Annotated in this window: 14 protein-coding genes and 1 pseudogene; 4 read left to right on the top strand and 11 right to left on the bottom strand. The window is 68.7% G+C overall.

Annotation, left to right across the window (positions count from 1 at the left end):
* Positions 1-5: 5 nt before the first annotated feature.
* The 10 genes and pseudogenes from ACIPRS_RS18605 to flhB form a co-directional block, all read right to left on the bottom strand.
* Positions 6-746, bottom strand: a complete 741-nt coding sequence (locus ACIPRS_RS18605; protein ID WP_192202667.1) for a flagellar motor protein — start codon at positions 744-746, stop codon at positions 6-8.
* 244 nt (positions 747-990) lie between these two features.
* On the bottom strand, positions 991-2739 hold the full coding sequence (locus ACIPRS_RS18600) for a chemotaxis protein CheA (protein WP_192202666.1): 1749 nt from the start codon (positions 2737-2739) through the stop codon (positions 991-993).
* Between the two features lie 27 nt (positions 2740-2766).
* Positions 2767-2910 (bottom strand): hypothetical protein, encoded by a 144-nt coding sequence (locus ACIPRS_RS18595; RefSeq protein ID WP_337732114.1) that lies wholly within the window; start codon positions 2908-2910, stop codon positions 2767-2769.
* 36 nt (positions 2911-2946) lie between these two features.
* Positions 2947-3558 carry a protein phosphatase CheZ gene (locus ACIPRS_RS18590; RefSeq protein ID WP_142124922.1) on the bottom strand — a complete coding sequence of 204 codons (612 nt, stop codon included), beginning with the start codon at positions 3556-3558 and terminating at the stop codon, positions 2947-2949.
* Positions 3558-3938 (bottom strand): chemotaxis response regulator CheY, encoded by a 381-nt coding sequence (locus ACIPRS_RS18585; protein ID WP_192202794.1) that lies wholly within the window; start codon positions 3936-3938, stop codon positions 3558-3560. Before ACIPRS_RS18585 ends, ACIPRS_RS18590 begins: the two co-directional genes overlap by 1 nt.
* A gap of 117 nt (positions 3939-4055) precedes the next feature.
* Positions 4056-4808, bottom strand: coding sequence for an RNA polymerase sigma factor FliA (locus ACIPRS_RS18580; RefSeq protein WP_192202664.1), 753 nt, complete (start codon positions 4806-4808; stop codon positions 4056-4058).
* Positions 4805-5617: pseudogene (locus ACIPRS_RS18575) on the bottom strand (MinD/ParA family protein); the annotation flags it as partial. The pseudogene ACIPRS_RS18575 and the gene ACIPRS_RS18580, both read right to left, overlap by 4 nt.
* A gap of 55 nt (positions 5618-5672) precedes the next feature.
* Positions 5673-7370: a flagellar biosynthesis protein FlhF gene (flhF, locus tag ACIPRS_RS18570; RefSeq protein ID WP_446539615.1), complete on the bottom strand. Its 1698-nt coding sequence runs from the start codon at positions 7368-7370 to the stop codon at positions 5673-5675.
* A gap of 48 nt (positions 7371-7418) precedes the next feature.
* A complete protein-coding gene (gene flhA / locus ACIPRS_RS18565) occupies positions 7419-9500 on the bottom strand; it encodes a flagellar biosynthesis protein FlhA (RefSeq protein WP_446539614.1) in 2082 nt (693 codons plus the stop codon).
* Positions 9497-10627, bottom strand: coding sequence for a flagellar biosynthesis protein FlhB (gene flhB, locus ACIPRS_RS18560; protein WP_446539613.1), 1131 nt, complete (start codon positions 10625-10627; stop codon positions 9497-9499). Before flhB ends, flhA begins: the two co-directional genes overlap by 4 nt.
* Before the next feature lie 111 nt (positions 10628-10738).
* Between flhB and ACIPRS_RS18555 the strand changes: the two genes are divergently transcribed.
* The 4 genes from ACIPRS_RS18555 (at position 10739) to ACIPRS_RS18540 (ending at position 16917) form a co-directional block, all read left to right on the top strand.
* Positions 10739-11131, top strand: a complete 393-nt coding sequence (locus tag ACIPRS_RS18555) for a hypothetical protein (RefSeq protein WP_337732109.1) — start codon at positions 10739-10741, stop codon at positions 11129-11131.
* A gap of 62 nt (positions 11132-11193) precedes the next feature.
* Positions 11194-12477 carry a TolC family protein gene (locus ACIPRS_RS18550; RefSeq protein WP_446539612.1) on the top strand — a complete coding sequence of 428 codons (1284 nt, stop codon included), beginning with the start codon at positions 11194-11196 and terminating at the stop codon, positions 12475-12477.
* On the top strand, positions 12474-13736 hold the full coding sequence (locus ACIPRS_RS18545) for an efflux RND transporter periplasmic adaptor subunit (RefSeq protein WP_446539611.1): 1263 nt from the start codon (positions 12474-12476) through the stop codon (positions 13734-13736). Before ACIPRS_RS18550 ends, ACIPRS_RS18545 begins: the two co-directional genes overlap by 4 nt.
* Before the next feature lie 25 nt (positions 13737-13761).
* A complete protein-coding gene (locus ACIPRS_RS18540) occupies positions 13762-16917 on the top strand; it encodes an efflux RND transporter permease subunit (RefSeq protein WP_446539622.1) in 3156 nt (1051 codons plus the stop codon).
* A gap of 187 nt (positions 16918-17104) precedes the next feature.
* Here the strand turns inward: ACIPRS_RS18540 and ACIPRS_RS18535 are convergent, their stop codons facing one another.
* Entirely contained in the window at positions 17105-18088 is a 984-nt protein-coding gene (locus ACIPRS_RS18535) for a diguanylate cyclase (RefSeq protein ID WP_446539610.1), read from the bottom strand.
* Between the last annotated feature and the right edge of the window lie 100 nt (positions 18089-18188).

Genomic DNA, 18188 nt, shown 5'->3' with positions numbered 1-18188 from the left:
AGGGATCAGTGCAGGAAACCGGCCAACTTGGCCTCGATGTTGCGCGGGTTCTCGCCCTGCGCGATCGCGATCAGGCCTTCGATGATCATTTCCTGTTCGCGGCTGCGCCCACCGATCACGCTCTTGAGCTTGCTGGCGATGGGCAGGAAGAACAGGTTGGCCGAGGCGATGCCGTAGATCGTCGCGGTGAACGCGGCGGCGATGCCATGGCCCAGCTTGCTGGGGTCGGCAAGGTTCTTCATCACCGCGATCAGGCCGAAGACGGCGCCGATGATGCCCAGGGTGGGGGCGTAGATGCCCATGGCCTCGAAGACCTTGGCGGCCGCGAGATCCTGGTGTTCCTGGCCGTTGAGGTCGATCTCCATCATGTGGCGGATCGATTCGGGCTCCACGCCGTCCACCAGCATCTGCAGGCCCTTCTTCAGGAACGGGTCGTCCTGCTGGTTGACCAGCGGCTCCAGCCCCAGCAGGCCCTGCTTGCGGGCGATGTTGCTCCAGTCGACGATCTCGGCGATCAGCGCATCGCCATCGGTGCCCGGTGGCCGGATCACCCAGCGCACGATGGACAGCGCGCGCTTGAATACCGGCGGCGGCGTATGCACCAGGATCGCGGCGATGGTGCCCAGGATCACGATGACGAAGGCCGCCGACGACCACAGCGAGGACAGGCCCGCGCCCTTGAGGATGCTGCCGCCTACCAGGGCGACCAGCGCCAGGATGAGTCCGATGAGGCTGAAGATGTCCATGTGCAGATCTATCGGCCCGGTTCAGGTGGACTTGAGTCGTGAGTCCTGTAGGAGCGACGCAAGTCGCGACCGTGATCACACAGACACCGGGTTGTCATGCCGCGCGTGATCTGGAATCGCGAGCTGTCGCCTGGCGATTGCAGCAGCGACGTTATTTGCGACCGGGTCACACCGCCATCCAGGCGTCATGTTGTGCAGGGCGTGCGGTCGCGACTTGCGTCGCTCCTACAGGGAGCACAATGCGTCACGCCGTCGCGCGCAGGCCGTCCACGTCGAGGATCAGGGCCATGCGGCCGTCGCCGATCAGGGTGGCGCCTGCGTAGCCGGGCAGGCCGCGCACGGCGCGTGGCAGGGGCTTGATGACGACTTCTTCGCGGCCGCGCACCTGATCGACGATCAGGCCGAAGCGTTGTTCGCCCATCTGCAGCACCACGATGGTGAGCAGGGGCGTCATCACCGGGTCCACCTGCAGCCAGTGGCGCAGGTCGACCAGGGGCAAGGTATGGCTCTGGCGATCCAGCACGGCCTGGCCATCGAACCAGCGCAGGCTTTCGGACGGTGCGTGCAGCACTTCCATCACGCGCGCGAGCGGCAGTGCATAGACGGGGTCGCCGGCCTGCACCAGCAGGGTGGGCAGGATCGCCAGGGTCAGCGGCACGCGGATGACGAAACGGCTGCCGCGCCCGATGTCGGAATGGATGGTGATCTGCCCGCTGAGTTCGCGGATGCGCGATTGCACCACGTCCATGCCCACACCGCGGCCTGAGATGTCGGTGACCTCGGCCTTGGTGGAGAAGCCGGGCAGGAAGACCAGCTGCAGGCATTCGTCGTGGGTCAGACGCGCGGCGGCTTCGGGATCGATCAGGCCCTTTTCGAGCGCCTTGGCCCGCAGGCGTTCGGGATCGATGCCGGCGCCGTCGTCGCGGATTTCGATGGTGACGAAGTCGCCTTCCTGCTGCGCCGACAGGCGTACGTGGCCGGCACGCGGCTTGCTGCAGGCTTCGCGCAGGCTGGGCACTTCGACACCGTGGTCGATGGCGTTGCGGACCAGGTGCACCAGCGGATCGGCCAGCGCTTCCACCAGGTTGCGGTCCAGCTCCGTCTCGGCGCCGACCAGTTCCAGGTCCACTTCCTTCTGCAACTGGCGGGCAACGTCGCGCGCGACCTTGGGAAAGCGCGAGAACACCTTGCCCACCGGCTGCATGCGCGTGCGCATCACCGCCGTCTGCAGGCGCGCGGTGGCGATGTCGAGGCTGCTGACGGCGCGGTCCAGTTCTTCGTCGCGGATGCGCGCGCGCAATGTCTTCAGGCGGTTGCGCGACAGCACCAGTTCGCCCACCAGGTTGACGATGGCGTCCAGCCGCTTGGTGTCCACGCGGATGGTCTGTTCGGTTTCGCCACCGGTTTTCGCGGCCGGCTTCGGCGCGGCCGGTTTCGCGGGCGAAGGTGCCGGTCGCGCGACGGGTGCGGGCGCAGCGGCGCGGGTGGGTGCGCCATCACCGTGCAACTGGTCCAGCAAGGCCTCGAACTCGTCGTCGCTGATCAGGTCCGCGCCGGCCGCAGCGGGCGCGGCGCTTGTCGCGGCGGTGGGTTTCGGCGCGGCGGGTGCGGCATCCCCCCGGGTATCGAACTGGTCGATCAGCATCTGCGGGGCGTGTGGCGGGTCTTCGCCGGCACCGATCGCATCCAGCATCTGTTGCAGCCAGTCCAGCGATTGCTGGGCGGCATCGAAGTGTTGCGGTTCCAGCGTCGCCTGGCCGGCGCGCACCAGGCCCAGCGTCTCTTCGGCCGCATGGCACAGGTTGACCATCGGCTGGATGCCGAGGAAGCCGGCGCCGCCCTTCAGGGTGTGGAAGCCGCGGAATACCGCGTTCAGCTGCTCGCTGTCGGAGGGGTCCTGTTCCAGCGTGACCAGTTGCTCGCCCAGCCGGTCGAGGATTTCCTGCGCTTCGATCAGGAAGTCGGCGGCGATTTCAGGGGTGACGGCGGACATGGGCGGGGCAGGTACCGGGACGGGTGATCAGCGGGAGGAATCGAGCAGGTGCAGGGCGTGCGCGTGGCGACGCCGCAGGAAGCGGCCGACCAGAACATCGCAGACCAGCAGCGATCCCACGAACAGCAGGACGAGGGGATGGCAGGAACGGCGGGCGGAAGCGTCGGGCATGGCAGGTCTCCGGTTCCGCTGCGCGTTCGCGGGTGCCTACAGCCCCAGTCCGGAGAGCAGGTCGTCTGCGTCGTTCTGTGAAAACGCGTTGCGGTCCAGACCAGCAACGGCCGGACCGGCCAGATCTGAAGGGTTCTTCTTCTCCGGCGGCGGCAGGCCCAGCGCGCCGAAGCCCTCGTGCACGCGACGGACGATGCCCGCGACGCGACGGATGATCTGGCCGGTGAGGTCCTGGTAGCTCTGCGCCAGGGCCATCTCCGACAGCCCCTTGCCGATGCTGTCCACCAGCGCCGCCTGCTCGGGCGACAGCGCGGTGCCCTTCAGTTGGGTGGCGTAGCCACGGCACTGTTCGGCCAGGTCCAGCGTGGTGTGGCTGGCCTGTTCGGTCATTTCCACCACATGGTCCAGGCGCGCGCAGGCGTCGTCCAGCTCGCCCGGTCCGGTGGGCGGCAGTTCGCCCAGCGTCTGCGCCAGCTCGCGCGCCAGGCGGCCCAGGCCCTGCATCATCGGCTGCGTGCGCCAGGCGGCGATGGCATCCAGTTCGCGGCGCCAGCCGGCTTCGTCGCCCTGTTCCAGGGCATCCAGCGCGTGCTGCAGTTTTTCCACCAGCGCGGCGCGTGCGCCGGCGACATCGGCCACGGCGCTCATCAGGCAGCGGCTCCCAGGCGTTCGAAGATCTTGCCCAGCTTCTCTTCCAGCGTCTGCGCGGTGAACGGCTTGATGATGTAGCCGTTCACGCCGTTCTGCGCCGCCTCGATGATCTGCTCGCGCTTGGCCTCGGCGGTGACCATCAGCACCGGCAGGGTCTTGTAGCGGTCGTCGGCGCGGATGGCCTTCAGCAGCTCGATGCCGGTCATGCCGGGCATGTTCCAGTCGGTGACCACGAACTCGAAGCTGCCCTGGGACAGTGCGGTCAACGCGCTGTTGCCGTCTTCGGCCTCGGCGGTATTGGTATAGCCCAGGTCATTGAGCAGATTCTTGATGATGCGGCGCATGGTGGAAAAGTCGTCCACGATGAGGATGCGCATGTTCTTGTTGGCGGTCACATCGAACTCCAGTAAAGCGTGCCCGGTCAGGGGCTACGGCAAGGCAGGGGCTGCACGCGGCGGCCTACCGGAGCCTTATCGGCAGGCCGTGGGGATTCTTCAGTCGTTGTCTTCCAGGCCGGCGTCGGCCTTCTCGAACACCTGCAGGCGTCCGCGCAGCCGCACCATGGCCTGGCCGTGGATCTGGCAGACGCGCGACTCGCTGACGCCGAGGACGGCGCCGATCTCCTTCAGGTTGAGCTCCTGCTCGTAGTACATGGACAGCACCAGCTGCTCCCGTTCGGGCAGGTGGCCGATGGCCTTGACCAGTTGCTGGCGGAACTCGCTGCGCTCCAAGTGCTGCTGCGGCGAGGGGCCGCCGGTACGCGCGGTGTTGGGTTCGCCATGGTCGTCGATGTGCGATTCCAGGCTCAGCACCTGGCCACGCGCGGCATCTTCCATCAGGCGCAGGTATTCGGGCAGCGGCATTTCCATCGCGCTCGCCACTTCGGTGGCGATGGCGGCACGGCCGGTGCGCTGTTCGATCTCGCGCACGGTGGCGGCCGCCTGGCGGGCGCGACGGTGGACCGAGCGCGGTACCCAGTCGCCGCGGCGGATCTCGTCGATCATCGACCCGCGGATGCGGATGGAGGCGTAGGTCTCGAACGAGGCGCCCTGCTCGGCATCGTAGCTGCGCGAGGCTTCCAGCAGGCCGATCATGCCGGCCTGCACCAGGTCGTCGATCTCCACGCTGGCCGGCAGGCGCGCGGCCAGGTGATGGGCGATGCGGCGGACCAGGTCGGCATGCTGGGTGACGAAATCGTTCGCACTGCTGCGTTGTACGGCGCGGTATTGGGCGGCGGCGGTGTTCATGCGGCGACTCCCCGCTGGATCAGGCGTTCGACGAAGAACTCGACGTTGCCGCGCGCTCCCAGCGGCGGCTGCCAGCGTGCGGTCATGCGCGCGATCTCGGCGATGGCGCGGGCCGATGGGCTGCCCGGATAGGCTTTCACGACGGGCTGCTGGCGCTGCACCGCACGGCGCAGCCAGTCGTCCTGCGGCACCGCGCCGAGGTAGTGCAGGGCGACATCGCCGAGGAAACGCTCGCAGACGCGGGCGAGTTTTTCATACAGCTTCCGGCCCTCGTTGGGGTCGCGGACCATGTTGGCGATGACGTGCACGCGGTCCAGGCCGCGCTCGCGCGCGAGCACCTTGATCAGCGCGTAGGCGTCGGTGATCGAGGCCGGCTCGTCGCAGACCACCACCACGGTGTCCTGCGCGGCCTGGCAGAAGGTCAGCACGCTGTCGGTGATGCCGGCGGCGGTGTCGACCACCATGAAATCCAGCGCCCGCTGCAGTTCGGAGAACACGTTGACCAGGCCCACGTGCTCGGCCGGCGCCAGTTCGGCCATGTGGCGGAAACCCGACGAGGCGGGAACCACCAGCACGCCCTCGGGGCCTTCCAGCAGTACGTCTTCCAGTCCGCAACGTCCTGCGACCAGGTCGGCGAGGGTGAACTTCGGCGACAACCCGAGCAGCACGTCCACGTTGGCCAGGCCCAGGTCGGCGTCCATCAGCAGCGTGCGCTTGCCCATTTCGGCCAGCGACACGGCCAGGTTGACCGACACGTTGGTCTTGCCCACGCCGCCCTTGCCACCGGTGATGGCGATGACGCGCACGGGATGGAATGCGCCGGCGGCCGGCGGCGTGCTGCGGGGATTGGTCTGCAGCAGGTGGTCAGGCGACATGGGTGGCCTCGGTCGAGCAGGGTTCGTCGGCTTCGCGGCGCAGCTGGTCCAGCCGCAGCACGAGGTGGGCGCTGTTGGCGCGGTGGAGATCGTGGGGAACGCGCTGGCCGTCGGTTACCCAGGTCATCGGCAGCTGGTGGTCCACGACTACCGACAGGGCGCTGCCCAGGCGGCCTGTCTCGTCCAGCTTGGTCAGCACCACGCCTTGCGGCTGCACGCTGCTGAAGCGGCGGACGACCTCGTCCAGGTCGGAGAAGTGCGAGTTGGCCGGCAGGCACAGCAGGGTCTTCACCTGGCCCGATGCGCGCAGCCAGTTGAGCTGGCCCACCAGGTTGCGGTCGCGCTGGCCCAGGCCGGCGGTATCGATCAGTACCAGCTTGTAGTCGCGCAGGCGCTCCAGCAGCAGTGCGAGGGCCTGTGCGCTGTCGGCCTCGTGCACGGCGATGCCGAGCTGGCGGCCGTAGCCGTGCAGTTGCTCGCGACCGCCGACCCGCACGGTGTCGGTGGTGATCAGCGCCACGTCGCGTGCGTTGTAGCGCTGCGCGAAGCAGGCGGCGAGCTTGGCGATGGTGGTGGTCTTGCCCGCGCCGGTGGGGCCCACCAGCGCGATGACGCCGCCGGTTTCCAGCAGGTCGGTGTCGACCACCGGCAGCTTCTTCGACAGCAGGCCCAGCATCAGGCCACGGCCGCGGTGCAATTCGGTGTCGGCGGGAATCTGCAGGGCGATGTCGCGGGTGATGCCGGCGTCGAAGCCGTAGTCTTCCATCAGTTCCATCGCCTGCATCCGCACCGGCGAACCGCGCAGGCGTTCGTCGGTGAGGCGGTGCATCTCGCGCTCGATCATCTCGCGCATGGCGGACAGTTCGCCGCGCATCTGCACCAGCTGCTCGTCGCTCTCGCGGGCGTGCGTGGCGTTGTCGGTGACGACGGTCAGCGTCGGTACGGTGACGGCAGCGGGCGCCGGTACCGGTGCGATCACCGGTGCACGCGTGGCGTGCAGCGCGACGACCGGCGCAGGCTCGGGTTCCGGCAGCGACACCGGCGGCGCGATCGAGGGCAGCAGCGCATCCAGATCGAGCGTGTCATCGGCGTCGGCGCGCGGCGCGGGCTGACGGCGCGGCGGTGCTGCGGGTTCGCTCGCGGCGACCGGCTCGTTGGCGGGAGCGGCCGGCAGGCAGGCGGCCAGCTTGGCGGCGAAGGATTCGGGTTCGATCAGCAGCGGCGCGATGTCGCGGACGACCGGCGCCGGAATCTCGCCGGTGATCGGCGCGGGCGTGGCGGCCACCGGCGCGCGTGGCGCTGCGACGGGCGCTGCCGGCGGTGCGATCGACGCGGGTGCGGCGACGGCCGGCTTGGCGGTCCCGGCACGCGGGGCAGCGGGGACAGCCGGCTGGCGGCGGGCGAAGTAGCTGGCGGCGGCTTCGGCCGGTGACAGGGCCGGAGCGTTCGCGGTCGGTGCCTGCGGCGCCGGGTCGAGCAGCGGATGCAGCGGCGCAGGGGGCGTGGCCGGGCGCATCGCTTCCAGCGTGCGCTGCACCAGCGCTTCGTCGTAATTGCTGGCAGCAACGATCTCGATGCCATCCTCGGTCACCCGGTTGGACAGGATCACCGCGTCCGGGCCGTGTTCCTGCCGGACCATCGCGAAGGCGGTGCGCATGTCGGGGGCGACGAAGCGTTTGATTTTCATGGCGTGCTATCCGGTTCGATGTCGCGTCGGGTTCTGCTGCTTCCGGTCTCAGCTGATCGTGCCGACCAGCTTCAACCGCTTGTCCTCGGGAACCTCGCTGTAGGCCAGCACCGACAGCGAGGGGACGCTGTGGCGGACCAGGCGGGCGAGGGCGGCGCGGACCGAACCCGGTACCAGCACCACCGCAGGCTCGCTGCGGGCTTCCTGCTTGTTCACCACGTCGGCGAGGCTCTGGTGCAGGCGTTCCGCCAGTCCCGGTTCCAGCGCCGCGCCGGTTCCCTGGGTACTGTCCTGCAAGACGCGTTCCAGATTCGGCGCCAAGGTATAGACGGGCAGTTCCGGCGCCATGCCGGAGATTTCCTGCACGATGAAGCGGCCCAGCGAGGTGCGTACCGCAGCGGTGAGCGCGGCGGGATCGCTGTTCTGCGGGGCGAACTCGACCAGCGCCTCGACGATGCGGCGCAGCTGGCGGATCGGCACGCGCTCGATCAGCAGGTTCTGCAGCACGCGCACCACGGTGGCCAGCGGCAGCGCCTTCGGGGTGAGGTCCTCGACCAGCTTCGGCGCGCTGCGGCCCAGCTGGGACAGCAGCTGCTGCACTTCCTCGTGGCCCAGCAACTCCGGCGCGTGTTCGCGCACCAGGTGCGAGAGGTGGGTGGCCATCACGGTGGCCGGATCGACCACGGTATAGCCCAGCGATTCGGCGGTGGCTTTCTGGTGCGACTGGATCCACACCGCGTCCAGCCCGAACGCCGGGTCCTTGCCGGGGATGCCGTCGATGGCGCCGAACGCGCCGCCCGGATCGAGGGCCAGCTCGCGGTCGGGATGGATCTCGGCCGACGCCACCGGCACGCCATGCACCAGCAGGCGGTAGCCGTTGGACGGCAGTTCGAGGTTGTCGCGGATGTGCACCGGCGGCACCAGGAAGCCGAGGTCCTGGGTCAGCTTGCGGCGCACGGCCTTGATCCGCGACATCAGTTCGCCGCCCTGGTTCTTGTCCACCAGCGGGATCAGCCGGTAGCCGACCTCCAGGCCAAGTGGGTCGACCGGGCGCAGCTCGTCCCAGGTCAGTTCGGCGTTGCGGTCGGGGGCACCGGGTGCGGGCAGGGCCGCCAGGTCGCCGGCAGCGGCTTCTGGGCTTTCCTGGGTCCGCTTCCACATTTTCCAGGCCAGGTAGCCCAGGCCGGCCGCCAGCGTCAAAAAGGCGACGTTGGGCATGCCGGGCACCAGCCCGACCAGGCCCAGTACGCCCGCCGACACCGCCAGCGCCTTGTGCTGGCCGAAGGCCTGGCCCATCACCGCCTGGCCCATGTCCTGCGAGCGCGAGGCGCGCGTCACCAGCATGGCAACCGAAGACGACACCAGCAACGCAGGCAGCTGCGCGACCAGGCCGTCGCCGATCGACAGCAGGGTGTAGGTGGAGGCCGCGTCCGCCGCCGCCATGCCGTGCTGGAACATGCCCACGGCAAAGCCGCCGACCAGGTTGATGAACAGGATCAGGATGCCGGCGATGGCGTCGCCGCGGATGAACTTGTTGGCACCGTCCATCGCGCCGTAGAAATCGGCTTCCTCGCGCACTTCCTCGCGGCGGGCCTTGGCTTCCTCGCGGGTCAGGATGCCGGCATTGAGGTCGGCGTCGATGGCCATCTGCTTGCCGGGCATCGCGTCCAGGATGAAGCGCGCCGACACTTCCGAGATGCGCCCCGCGCCCTTGGTGATCACCACGAAGTTGATGATGGTCAGGATGGCGAACACGACGATGCCGACCGCGTAGTTGCCGCCCACCACGAATTCGCCGAACGCGGCGATGACCTTGCCGGCGGCGTCATGGCCGTTCTGGCCATTGAGCAGGATCACGCGGGTGGACGCCACGTTCAGCGCCAGCCGCAGCATCGTGGTCATCAGCAGGATGATCGGGAAGATGGTGAAGTCGAGTGGCCGCTTCACGTACACCACGGCCAGCAGCACCACCAGCGAGATGGCGATGTTGAAACTGAAGAGGGCATCCAGCACCGGCGGTGCCAGGGGCACCACGATCATGGCCAGCAGCGCCAGCACGACCAGGGGTGCGCCGAGGCCGTTCTTCAGCATCTCCATCCAGCGCATGCCGCCGACCGGTTGCGCGCTCATGCCTTGCCCCCGTGCTCATCCACGTCCACCGCTGGCAGGTCGGGCAGCGGGGCCTCGCCGACGCGCCAGGCACGCAGCTGGTACACGTAGGACAGGATCTGGGCGACGGCGGCGTAGAGTCTCACGGGGATTTCCCGGCCAAGTTGACCTTCGCGATACAAGGCGCGTGCCAAAGGGGGCGCCGAGACGATGGCGATGCGGTGGGCATCGGCCACTTCGCGGATCCGCATGGCCAGTTCGTCCACGCCCTTGGCGACCACCGTGGGTGCGCCCATCTGACCGGCCTGGTATTTCAGCGCCACCGCGTAATGGGTCGGATTGACCACGATCACGTCGGCGGTGGGCACGTCTTCCATCATCCGGCGCTGCGACAGCTGGTGCTGCATCTGGCGGATGCGGCCCTTGACCTCGGGGCTGCCCTCGCTTTCCTTCATCTCTTCGCGGAGTTGCTGGCGCGTCATCTTCAGTTTCCGCAGCCAGTTCCATTTCTGGTACGGCGCGTCGATGGCGGCCAGCAGGATCAGGCCGCCGGTGGTCGCCAGCAGCAGGGTGCTGGTGAACGTCAGGCCGCTGCGCACAGCCTGTTCCAGCGGCATGGTCAGCAGTTCCCGCAGCGGGTTCAGGCCCAGCTTCACGCAGATCGCCGCCGCACCGCCGATCAGGGCCACGCGCAGCAGCGACTTCAGCAGTTCGGCCACGCTCTCGGCGCCATACAGCCGCTTGAGGCCGGCGGCGGGGCTGAGCCGCTTGAAATCCGGCATCAGCGCCTTCTGCGAGAACTGGAAGCCGCTCATCGCGATCGGTGCGGCCAGGCCGGCCAGCACGCAGATGCCGGCCACCGGCGCGACCACCGCCAGCAGCTTCAGCAGCAGTAGGCCGACATGCCCGAACAGCTGGTCCGGCTGGCGCATCAGCGCGGGGTCGGGCGTCAGCGCGATCTTCATCCAGCCCAGCGTGTCGCGTGCCAGGCCCGGGCCCATCGCGATGATCGCCAGCACGCCGGCCCCGAAGACAGCCGCCGTCGCCAGCTCGCGCGAACGCGGGATGTTGCCCTGCTCGCGGGCTTCGCGGCGTCGTTTTTCGGTAGGAAGTTCTGTGCGTTCGCCGCTTTCGTCCTGCTCAGACATGGCGCGTTTCCGACGGGGTCGGAGGGGGCACTGCAAGACCTGTTCCAGTTCGCGACCGCGGTGCGACGTGGAATTGTCTAACGTCGATGGCAGCCGCTACGATGCGGGCCGATGCTCCGTCTTCTCCGCCGCCATTGCTTCCGGCTGCTGCGCCTGCCCGCGCTGGCGGTGCTGTTGCTGGCCGTGCTGGCGAACCCGGTACTGGCCTCGCTGGGCGACCTGCACGAGTTGGGCAGCGGCGGCGACCATCTGCATGCGGTCAGCGAACATGCGGGTGAATCCGCAGGCAACGACCATGGTCACGCGGATGGGGAGGCGGGCGAGGGGGATCTTCTGCACGCCCTGATGCACGCCAGCCACTGCTGCGGCCACCTGACCGCCATCGTGCCCGCGGCGATGCGCGTGCCTGCCATGAAGCTGCTTTCCGCTGCGCCCGTCGCGGCCACGATGGCGGTGCCACGCGCGCCGGCCACCTCCCTGCTGCGTCCTCCGATCAGCGCGTGATGTCCATGCCGGGCTGACGTCCTGTCGCCCGCGCTCCATCACCGACTTTCCGGAGAATTCCCATGTGGTTGCGACTGGCGGCATTGGCCGCCTTCGCGATCGCGCCGTGCGTGCATGCACAGGCGCCATCGCCCGCTGTTGAATCCCTGACGCTGGACGACGCCATCGCGCGCGTTGCCCGTGTCCATCCCGACCTGCGCCTGTTCGGCGCCCGCACCGACGCACTGCTCGCCGAGCGCGATGCCGCGATCCTGCGCCCGCCGTTGAGCGCCGGCATGCAGGTGGAGAACATGCTGGGCACGGGCGGCGCCCGTGGTTTTTCCGGGGCCGAACTCACGCTGACATTGGCCGGCGTGCTGGAACGGGGCGGCAAGCTGGATGCCCGCCGCACGCTGGCACAGGCACGCATCGATGCCCTGGCCGTGCAGCGCGAAGCGCAACGCCTTGACCTGCTGGCGGAGGTGGCGCGCCGCTATCTGGCCGTCACCGCCGCGCACGCGCAACACGAGATCGCCGAACAGGACATCGCGCAGCGCCGCCGCACCGTGGCGGCCGCACGACAGCGGCTGCAGGCGGGCGCGTCCCCGGAGTCGGTGCTCCTCACCGCGCAGGCCGCACTGGCGCGTGCAGAGATGGCGGCGGCACGTGCGAAGCAGCAGCAGGACGCCGCGCGCCAGCATCTGGCCGCGTTGTGGGGCGAGCGCGATCCCGGGTTCGCAGTGGCGCCAGGCGATCCTCTGGCGCTGCCCGCCATCGAAGACACGCAGGCCCTGGCCGCGCTGCTGCAAGGCGCGCCGGAACTTGCCCAGTTCGCCGACGAGCGCCGCCTGCGCGAGGCGCGCCTGCGCCTGGCGCGCAGCAGCGGGACGGCAGACCTCGATTGGCAGGTCGGCGTGCGCCGGCTGCAGGAAAGCGGCGACACGGCACTGGTCGGCAGCGTGTCGCTGCCCTTGGGAAGCGCGCGCCGCGTCGGCCCCGAGGCGAGGGCTGCGGAAGCCGACCTGGCGGCGCTGGACATCGAGCGCGAATCGCGTGACATCGCGCTGTACTCGACGCTCACCGACGCCCACGGCCGCTATCGCGTTTCGCAGCTCGAAGTGCAGCGCATGCGCGACGACGTGCTGCCGCGCCTGGTGCGCGCCGAACAGGCGGCCGAGCGTGCCTACCGGGCCGGCGCCATCAGCTACCTGGAGTGGGCGCAGTTGCAGTCGGACACCACGTCGACCCGCCGCCAGCAACTCGAGGCAGCGCTCGAAGCACACCGCGCGCTGATCGAACTCCAACGCCTCACCGGCCAGGCGCTCGTGGCCGGGACCGCAACTGCCGAACAAGGAAGCACGCCATGACCCTGCACCCCCTCCTGCGCGCGCTCGCGCTCTCCCTGATGCTGGCAGGCTGCGGCGGCGCGGCCGACAGCGCGTCCACGGACGACCACGGCCACGAAGAAGGCGGCGCGCATGACGACGCCGATGCCGCACGGGGTGGACACGGTGGCCGACTGCTGAGCCAGGACGGTTTCACCGTCGAGCTGGCGATCGCTGAAACCGGCACGCCACCCAGGTACCAGGCCTGGCTCTACCGTGACGGCACGCCCTTGCCCGCAAGCGCGGGCAGCGTGGAAGTCCGCCTCGTCCGCCTGGGCGGCGTGCGCGAAACGCATGCGCTGACACCGCAACCGGACGGCAGCCTGCTGGCGAAGACCGTGGTGGGCGAACCGCATTCCTTCGACGTCGAGGTGGTTGCGAAGATCGAAGGACGCACGTTGCGCTGGACCTACGACAGCCACGAAGGCCGCACCACCATCGCCGCGAAGATCGCCGATGAATCCGGCATCCGCGTGGCACCGGCACAGGCGGGCACCATCGCCGACGAGCATGAAGTGCAGGGACTGCTGACGCCGGTCGAAGGACGCGTGGCCAACATCGCCGCACGCTTCCCCGGCCCCATCCGCCGACTGGCCGCCAACGTGGGCGACCGCGTGCAGGCCGGCCAGACGATGGCCAGCGTGGAAAGCAATCTCAGCCTGACCACGTATGCCGTCACCTCGCCGATCACGGGCGTCGTGCTGGCGCGGCATGCGACCGTGGGCAGCGTGGTGGGCGAGGGCGCCACGTTGTTCGAAGTGGCGGACCTGTCCACCTTGTGGGTGGACCTGCACATCTTCGGCGCGGATGCGCAGCACATCGTGCCCGGCGTACCGGTGACGGTGACCCGGCTGAGCGACGGCGCCACCGTACACACCACGCTCGAACGCGTGCTGCCCGGAACCGCCACGGCCAGCCAGAGTACGGTTGCCCGGGCCACGCTGGAGAATGCGGATGGACTGTGGCGTCCCGGCTCCGCGGTCAAGGCACGCATCACGGTGGAGCAGCAACCTGCCGCGCTGGTGGTGCCGGTAGCCGCGCTGCAGACATTCCGCGACTGGGAGGTGGTGTTCGTGCGCGTGGGCGACACGTATGAAGTGCGGCCCGTCGAACTCGGCAAGCGCGATGCGCGACAGGTGGAAGTGCTGTCCGGTCTGAACGCCGGCGACCAGGTGGTGGTGGAGCAGAGTTACCTGGTGAAGGCCGACATCGAGAAGTCGGGGGCATCGCATGACCACTGACCGCTCCCTTCCGGCATCGCACGGCTTGCTGGAACGCATCCTGCGCTTCGCCATCGCGCACCGCTGGCTGATGATGGCACTGACGTTGGCGCTGGTCGTGGTCGGCGCCTGGAGTTTCAGCAGGCTGCCGATCGATGTCACGCCCGACATCACCAACGTGCAGGTGCAGATCAACACGCAGGTGGACGGCTACTCGCCGCTGGAAGCGGAACAGCGCGTGACCTATCCCATCGAGACCGCGCTCGCCGGCCTGCCGGGGCTGGACCATACGCGCTCGATTTCCCGCTATGGCCTGTCGCAGGTGACCGTGGTCTTCAAGGACGGCACCGACCTCTACTTCGCCCGCCAGCAGGTCGGCGAGCGCATCCAGCAGGCCAAGTCGCAGCTCCCCGCCGGGCTGGAACCCGGAATGGGACCCATCGCCACCGGCATGGGCGAGATCTTCATGTACACGGTGGAAGCAAAACCCGATGCGCTGAAGGCCGACGGCACGCCGTACACCGCCACCGACCTGCGCACGCTGCAGGACTGGGTGGTGCGGCCGCAACTGCGCAACGTGCCGGGCGTGACCGAAGTGAACACGATCGGCGGCTTCGCGCGGCAGATCCACATCACGCCGGATCCGGCACGACTGGTCGCGCTGGGGTTCACCCTGCACGACGTGGTGGAGGCTGTCGCGAGCAACAACCAGAACGTCGGCGCGGGCTACATCGAGCGCAACGGCCAGCAGTTCCTGGTGCGTGCGCCGGGCCAGGTGGCCGACCTGGACGGCATCCGCGACATCGTGCTGGACCGCCGCGAAGGCGTGCCCATCCGTGTGCGCGACGTGGCGCAGGTGGGCGAGGGACCGGAGCTGCGCACCGGCGCGGCCACGATGGACGGCAAGGAAGTCGTGCTGGGAACGACCTTCATGCTGATCGGCGCCAACAGCCGCGACGTGGCGCGCGCCGTGGCCGCACGACTGGCCGAGGCCAACCGCAGCCTGCCCGCGGGCGTGCACGCCGAACCCATGTACGACCGCACCTCGCTGGTGGACCGCACCATCCGCACCGTGGCGAAGAACCTGGTGGAAGGCGCGGTGCTGGTGATCGTGGTGCTGTTCCTGCTGCTGGGCAACGTGCGCGCGGCGCTGATCACCGCCGCGGTGATTCCGCTGGCCATGCTGTTCACGCTGACGGGCATGGTGCGCGGCGGCGTGTCGGGCAACCTGATGAGCCTGGGTGCGCTGGACTTCGGCCTGATCGTGGATGGCGCCGTGATCATCATCGAGAACTGCCTGCGCCGCTTCGGCGACCTGCAGCACGCGCTGGGTCGCCTGCTGACGGAGGAGGAGCGCCTCGATGCCACTGCCTCGGCAACGGCGGAGGTCATCCGCCCCAGCCTGTTCGGCCTGGGCATCATCACCGCCGTGTATCTGCCGATCTTCGCCCTCACCGGCGTGGAGGGAAAGATGTTCCATCCCATGGCGATCACGGTGGTGCTGGCGCTGACCGGTGCGATGGTGCTGTCGCTGACCTTCGTGCCCGCGGCCGTCGCATTGTTCATGCGCGGTCGCGTGCAGGAGAAGGAGACCCGCCTGATGCAATGGGCGCGGCGTGCGTACGCGCCGGCGCTCGCATGGGCGCTGCGCCGCCGCGTGCTGGTCGGCGCGGGTGCGGCGTCTCTGGTCGTGGTGTGCGGCGTACTCGCCACGCGCCTGGGCACCGAGTTCGTGCCCAGCCTGGACGAAGGCGACATCGCCATGCACGCCATGCGTATTCCCGGCACCAGCCTGGACCAGGCGGTGCGCATGCAGGCGACGCTGGAGGCACGCATCAAGCAGTTTCCGGAAGTGCACCGCGTGTTCGGCAAGCTCGGCACGGCCGAAGTGGCGACCGATCCGATGCCGCCCTCGGTCGCCGATACGTTCATCATGCTCAGGCCGCGCGCCGAATGGCCGGACCCGCGCAAGCCCAAGGCCACGCTGGTGGCGGAGATCGAACGCGCCGTCCAGCAGATTCCCGGCAACAACTACGAGTTCACCCAGCCCATCCAGATGCGCATGAACGAGCTGATCTCGGGCGTGCGCGCGGACGTCGCCATCAAGGTCTATGGCGATGACCTGGATGCACTGGTGGAATTGGGTGAGCAGATCGAACGCGTGGCGAAAACCGTCGACGGCGCGGCCGACGTGCGACTGGAACAGGCGACGGGACTGCCACTGCTGACGATCACGCCGGACCGCCAGGCGCTGATCCGCTACGGGCTGAACCCCGGCGACGTGCAGCACACGGTGGCGACCGCGGTGGGCGGTGAAGTGGCAGGGCAGTTGTTCGAAGGCGATCGCCGCTTCGACATCGTCGTGCGCCTGCCGGAGGCGCTGCGCCAGGATCCGTCCGCGCTTCAGGACCTGCCCATCCCGCTGGGGCGCAGCGACAACGAGGACGAATCCACGCGCTCCGCTGCGTGGGATTCCGGCACGCCGCGTACCGTGCCACTGCGCGAGGTCGCGAAGATCGAGACCACGCTGGGACCGAACCAGATCAACCGCGAGAACGGCAAGCGCCGCGTGGTGGTGACCGCGAACGTGCGCGGCCGTGACCTGGGCGGCTTCGTGGCGGAGCTGCGGGAGAAGATCGGCGCCGGGGTGGAGGTGCCGGCCGGCTACTGGGTGGAGTACGGCGGCACGTTCGAGCAATTGATCTCGGCCAGCCGGCGGCTGAGCCTCGTGGTGCCGACGACGCTGGTGGTCATCTTCGCGCTGCTGTTCTGGGCGTTCGGCTCGGCCAAGGACGCCGCCATCGTGTTCACCGGTGTGCCGCTGGCGCTGACCGGGGGCGTCGTGGCGCTGGCGTTGCGTGGCTTGCCGCTCTCCATTTCGGCCGGTGTCGGCTTCATCGCGCTGTCGGGCGTGGCGGTGTTGAACGGGCTGGTGATGATCGCCTTCATCCGCAAGCTGCGCGAGCAGGGCACCCTGCTTGATACCGCCGTCGTCGAAGGGGCGCTCGGTCGCCTGCGTCCGGTGCTGATGACCGCACTGGTGGCATCGCTGGGCTTCCTGCCGATGGCGCTCAATGTCGGGGCGGGATCGGAGGTGCAGCGTCCGCTGGCCACGGTGGTGATCGGCGGCATCGTCTCGTCCACGCTGTTGACGTTGCTGGTGCTGCCGCTGCTTTACCGGTGGTGGTGGAGCAGGCAATGAGTGGATCGATCTCGGCGGGCTGATCCCGATCCCGTCATTCCAGCGAAGGCTGGAATCCATTGCCTGTGAGTGGCGGGGCTTTCGGGGCAAGAGCAGATGGGTCCCAGCTTTCGCTGGGACGACGGCAAAAGAACCGGGGCGGTGATGAGTGCGATGCAGCCCATTGGCCACGCGATTCAACGCACGCCTAGAACAGGTCGTCGGCGATCACGTAGCTGTCGCGTCCGGCCGACTTCGCGCGGTAGAGCGCGGCGTCGGCGCGCGAAAACCAGTCGTGCCAGGTCTTTTCCTGCTCGCGCAGCAGCGCTGCGCCGAGCGAGATGGTGATGCGCCCGCCGGGGCCGCGCAGGGCGCTGCGCACGGCCTTGCGCAGGCGCTCCGTGGCGGCTTCCAGGTCCTGGCTGTTGTCGAGGTCCAGCAAGGCGACGAACTCTTCGCCGCCGAAGCGGAACACGTGGTCGTTGCGGCGCATCTCGAAGCGCAGGATCGAGGCGAGGTCGGCGATGGCGGCATCCCCGGCGGCATGTCCGTACTGGTCGTTGACGTCCTTGAAACGGTCCAGGTCGAGCACGACCAGCCCGTAGTTGTGTCCGGTCCGCTGGAACGTGTCCACCGCATCCGCAAGCGCGCGCTCCATGCTGCGCCGGTTGGGGACGCCGGTCAGGGCATCGATCGCGGCCAGCTTCTCCAGCCGCGCCCGGTCTCCCTGCGTGCGCTTGGCGAAGATGTACGAGAAACCGGTGATCAGCAGCACGCTGACCGCCACGGACGTGGCGTGGAACCCGTCGTGGAAGAAGCCGGGCAGCAATTGCACGCCGACCAGGATGACGAGGTTGGCGGAGGCCGCCAGCCAGCGGTTCGCGATGAAGAAGTTGGTCAGCAGCACCAGGTAGATCCATGTCAGTGCGGTGTGTCCCGCCAGCAGGCACGCCGCCAGGGTGCCTGCCGAGTTCAACACGCACAGCGCTGCGCCGGCCCGGGTGCTGTCGCCGGTTCGCCACGCATACAGCACGGGCAGCATGACGCAGGCGACGATCGCGAAGTCGAGCCAGGCGAGGGCATGTTGCCCGCTGAGCCAGCGATAGATGCCGAAGACGGTGATGGTGACGCCCGTGATCGAACCCAGCAGGACGATGATGTCGAGGCGGAAGTCGCGGCGGGTCGGCTTCATGGCAAGGGCCGGATGCGCCCGGGGGCGGGATGCTTCTTCGTCGTTCAAACGTTCACGCGATCGCAGGCAAGTAGGCGGAGATGGACCACCGCGCAGTGTA

Source organism: Pseudoxanthomonas sp. LARHCG66 (assembly GCF_052871755.1).
Note: the sequence above shows the minus strand (reverse complement) of the source record. Positions and strands in the feature narration are given on the sequence as shown.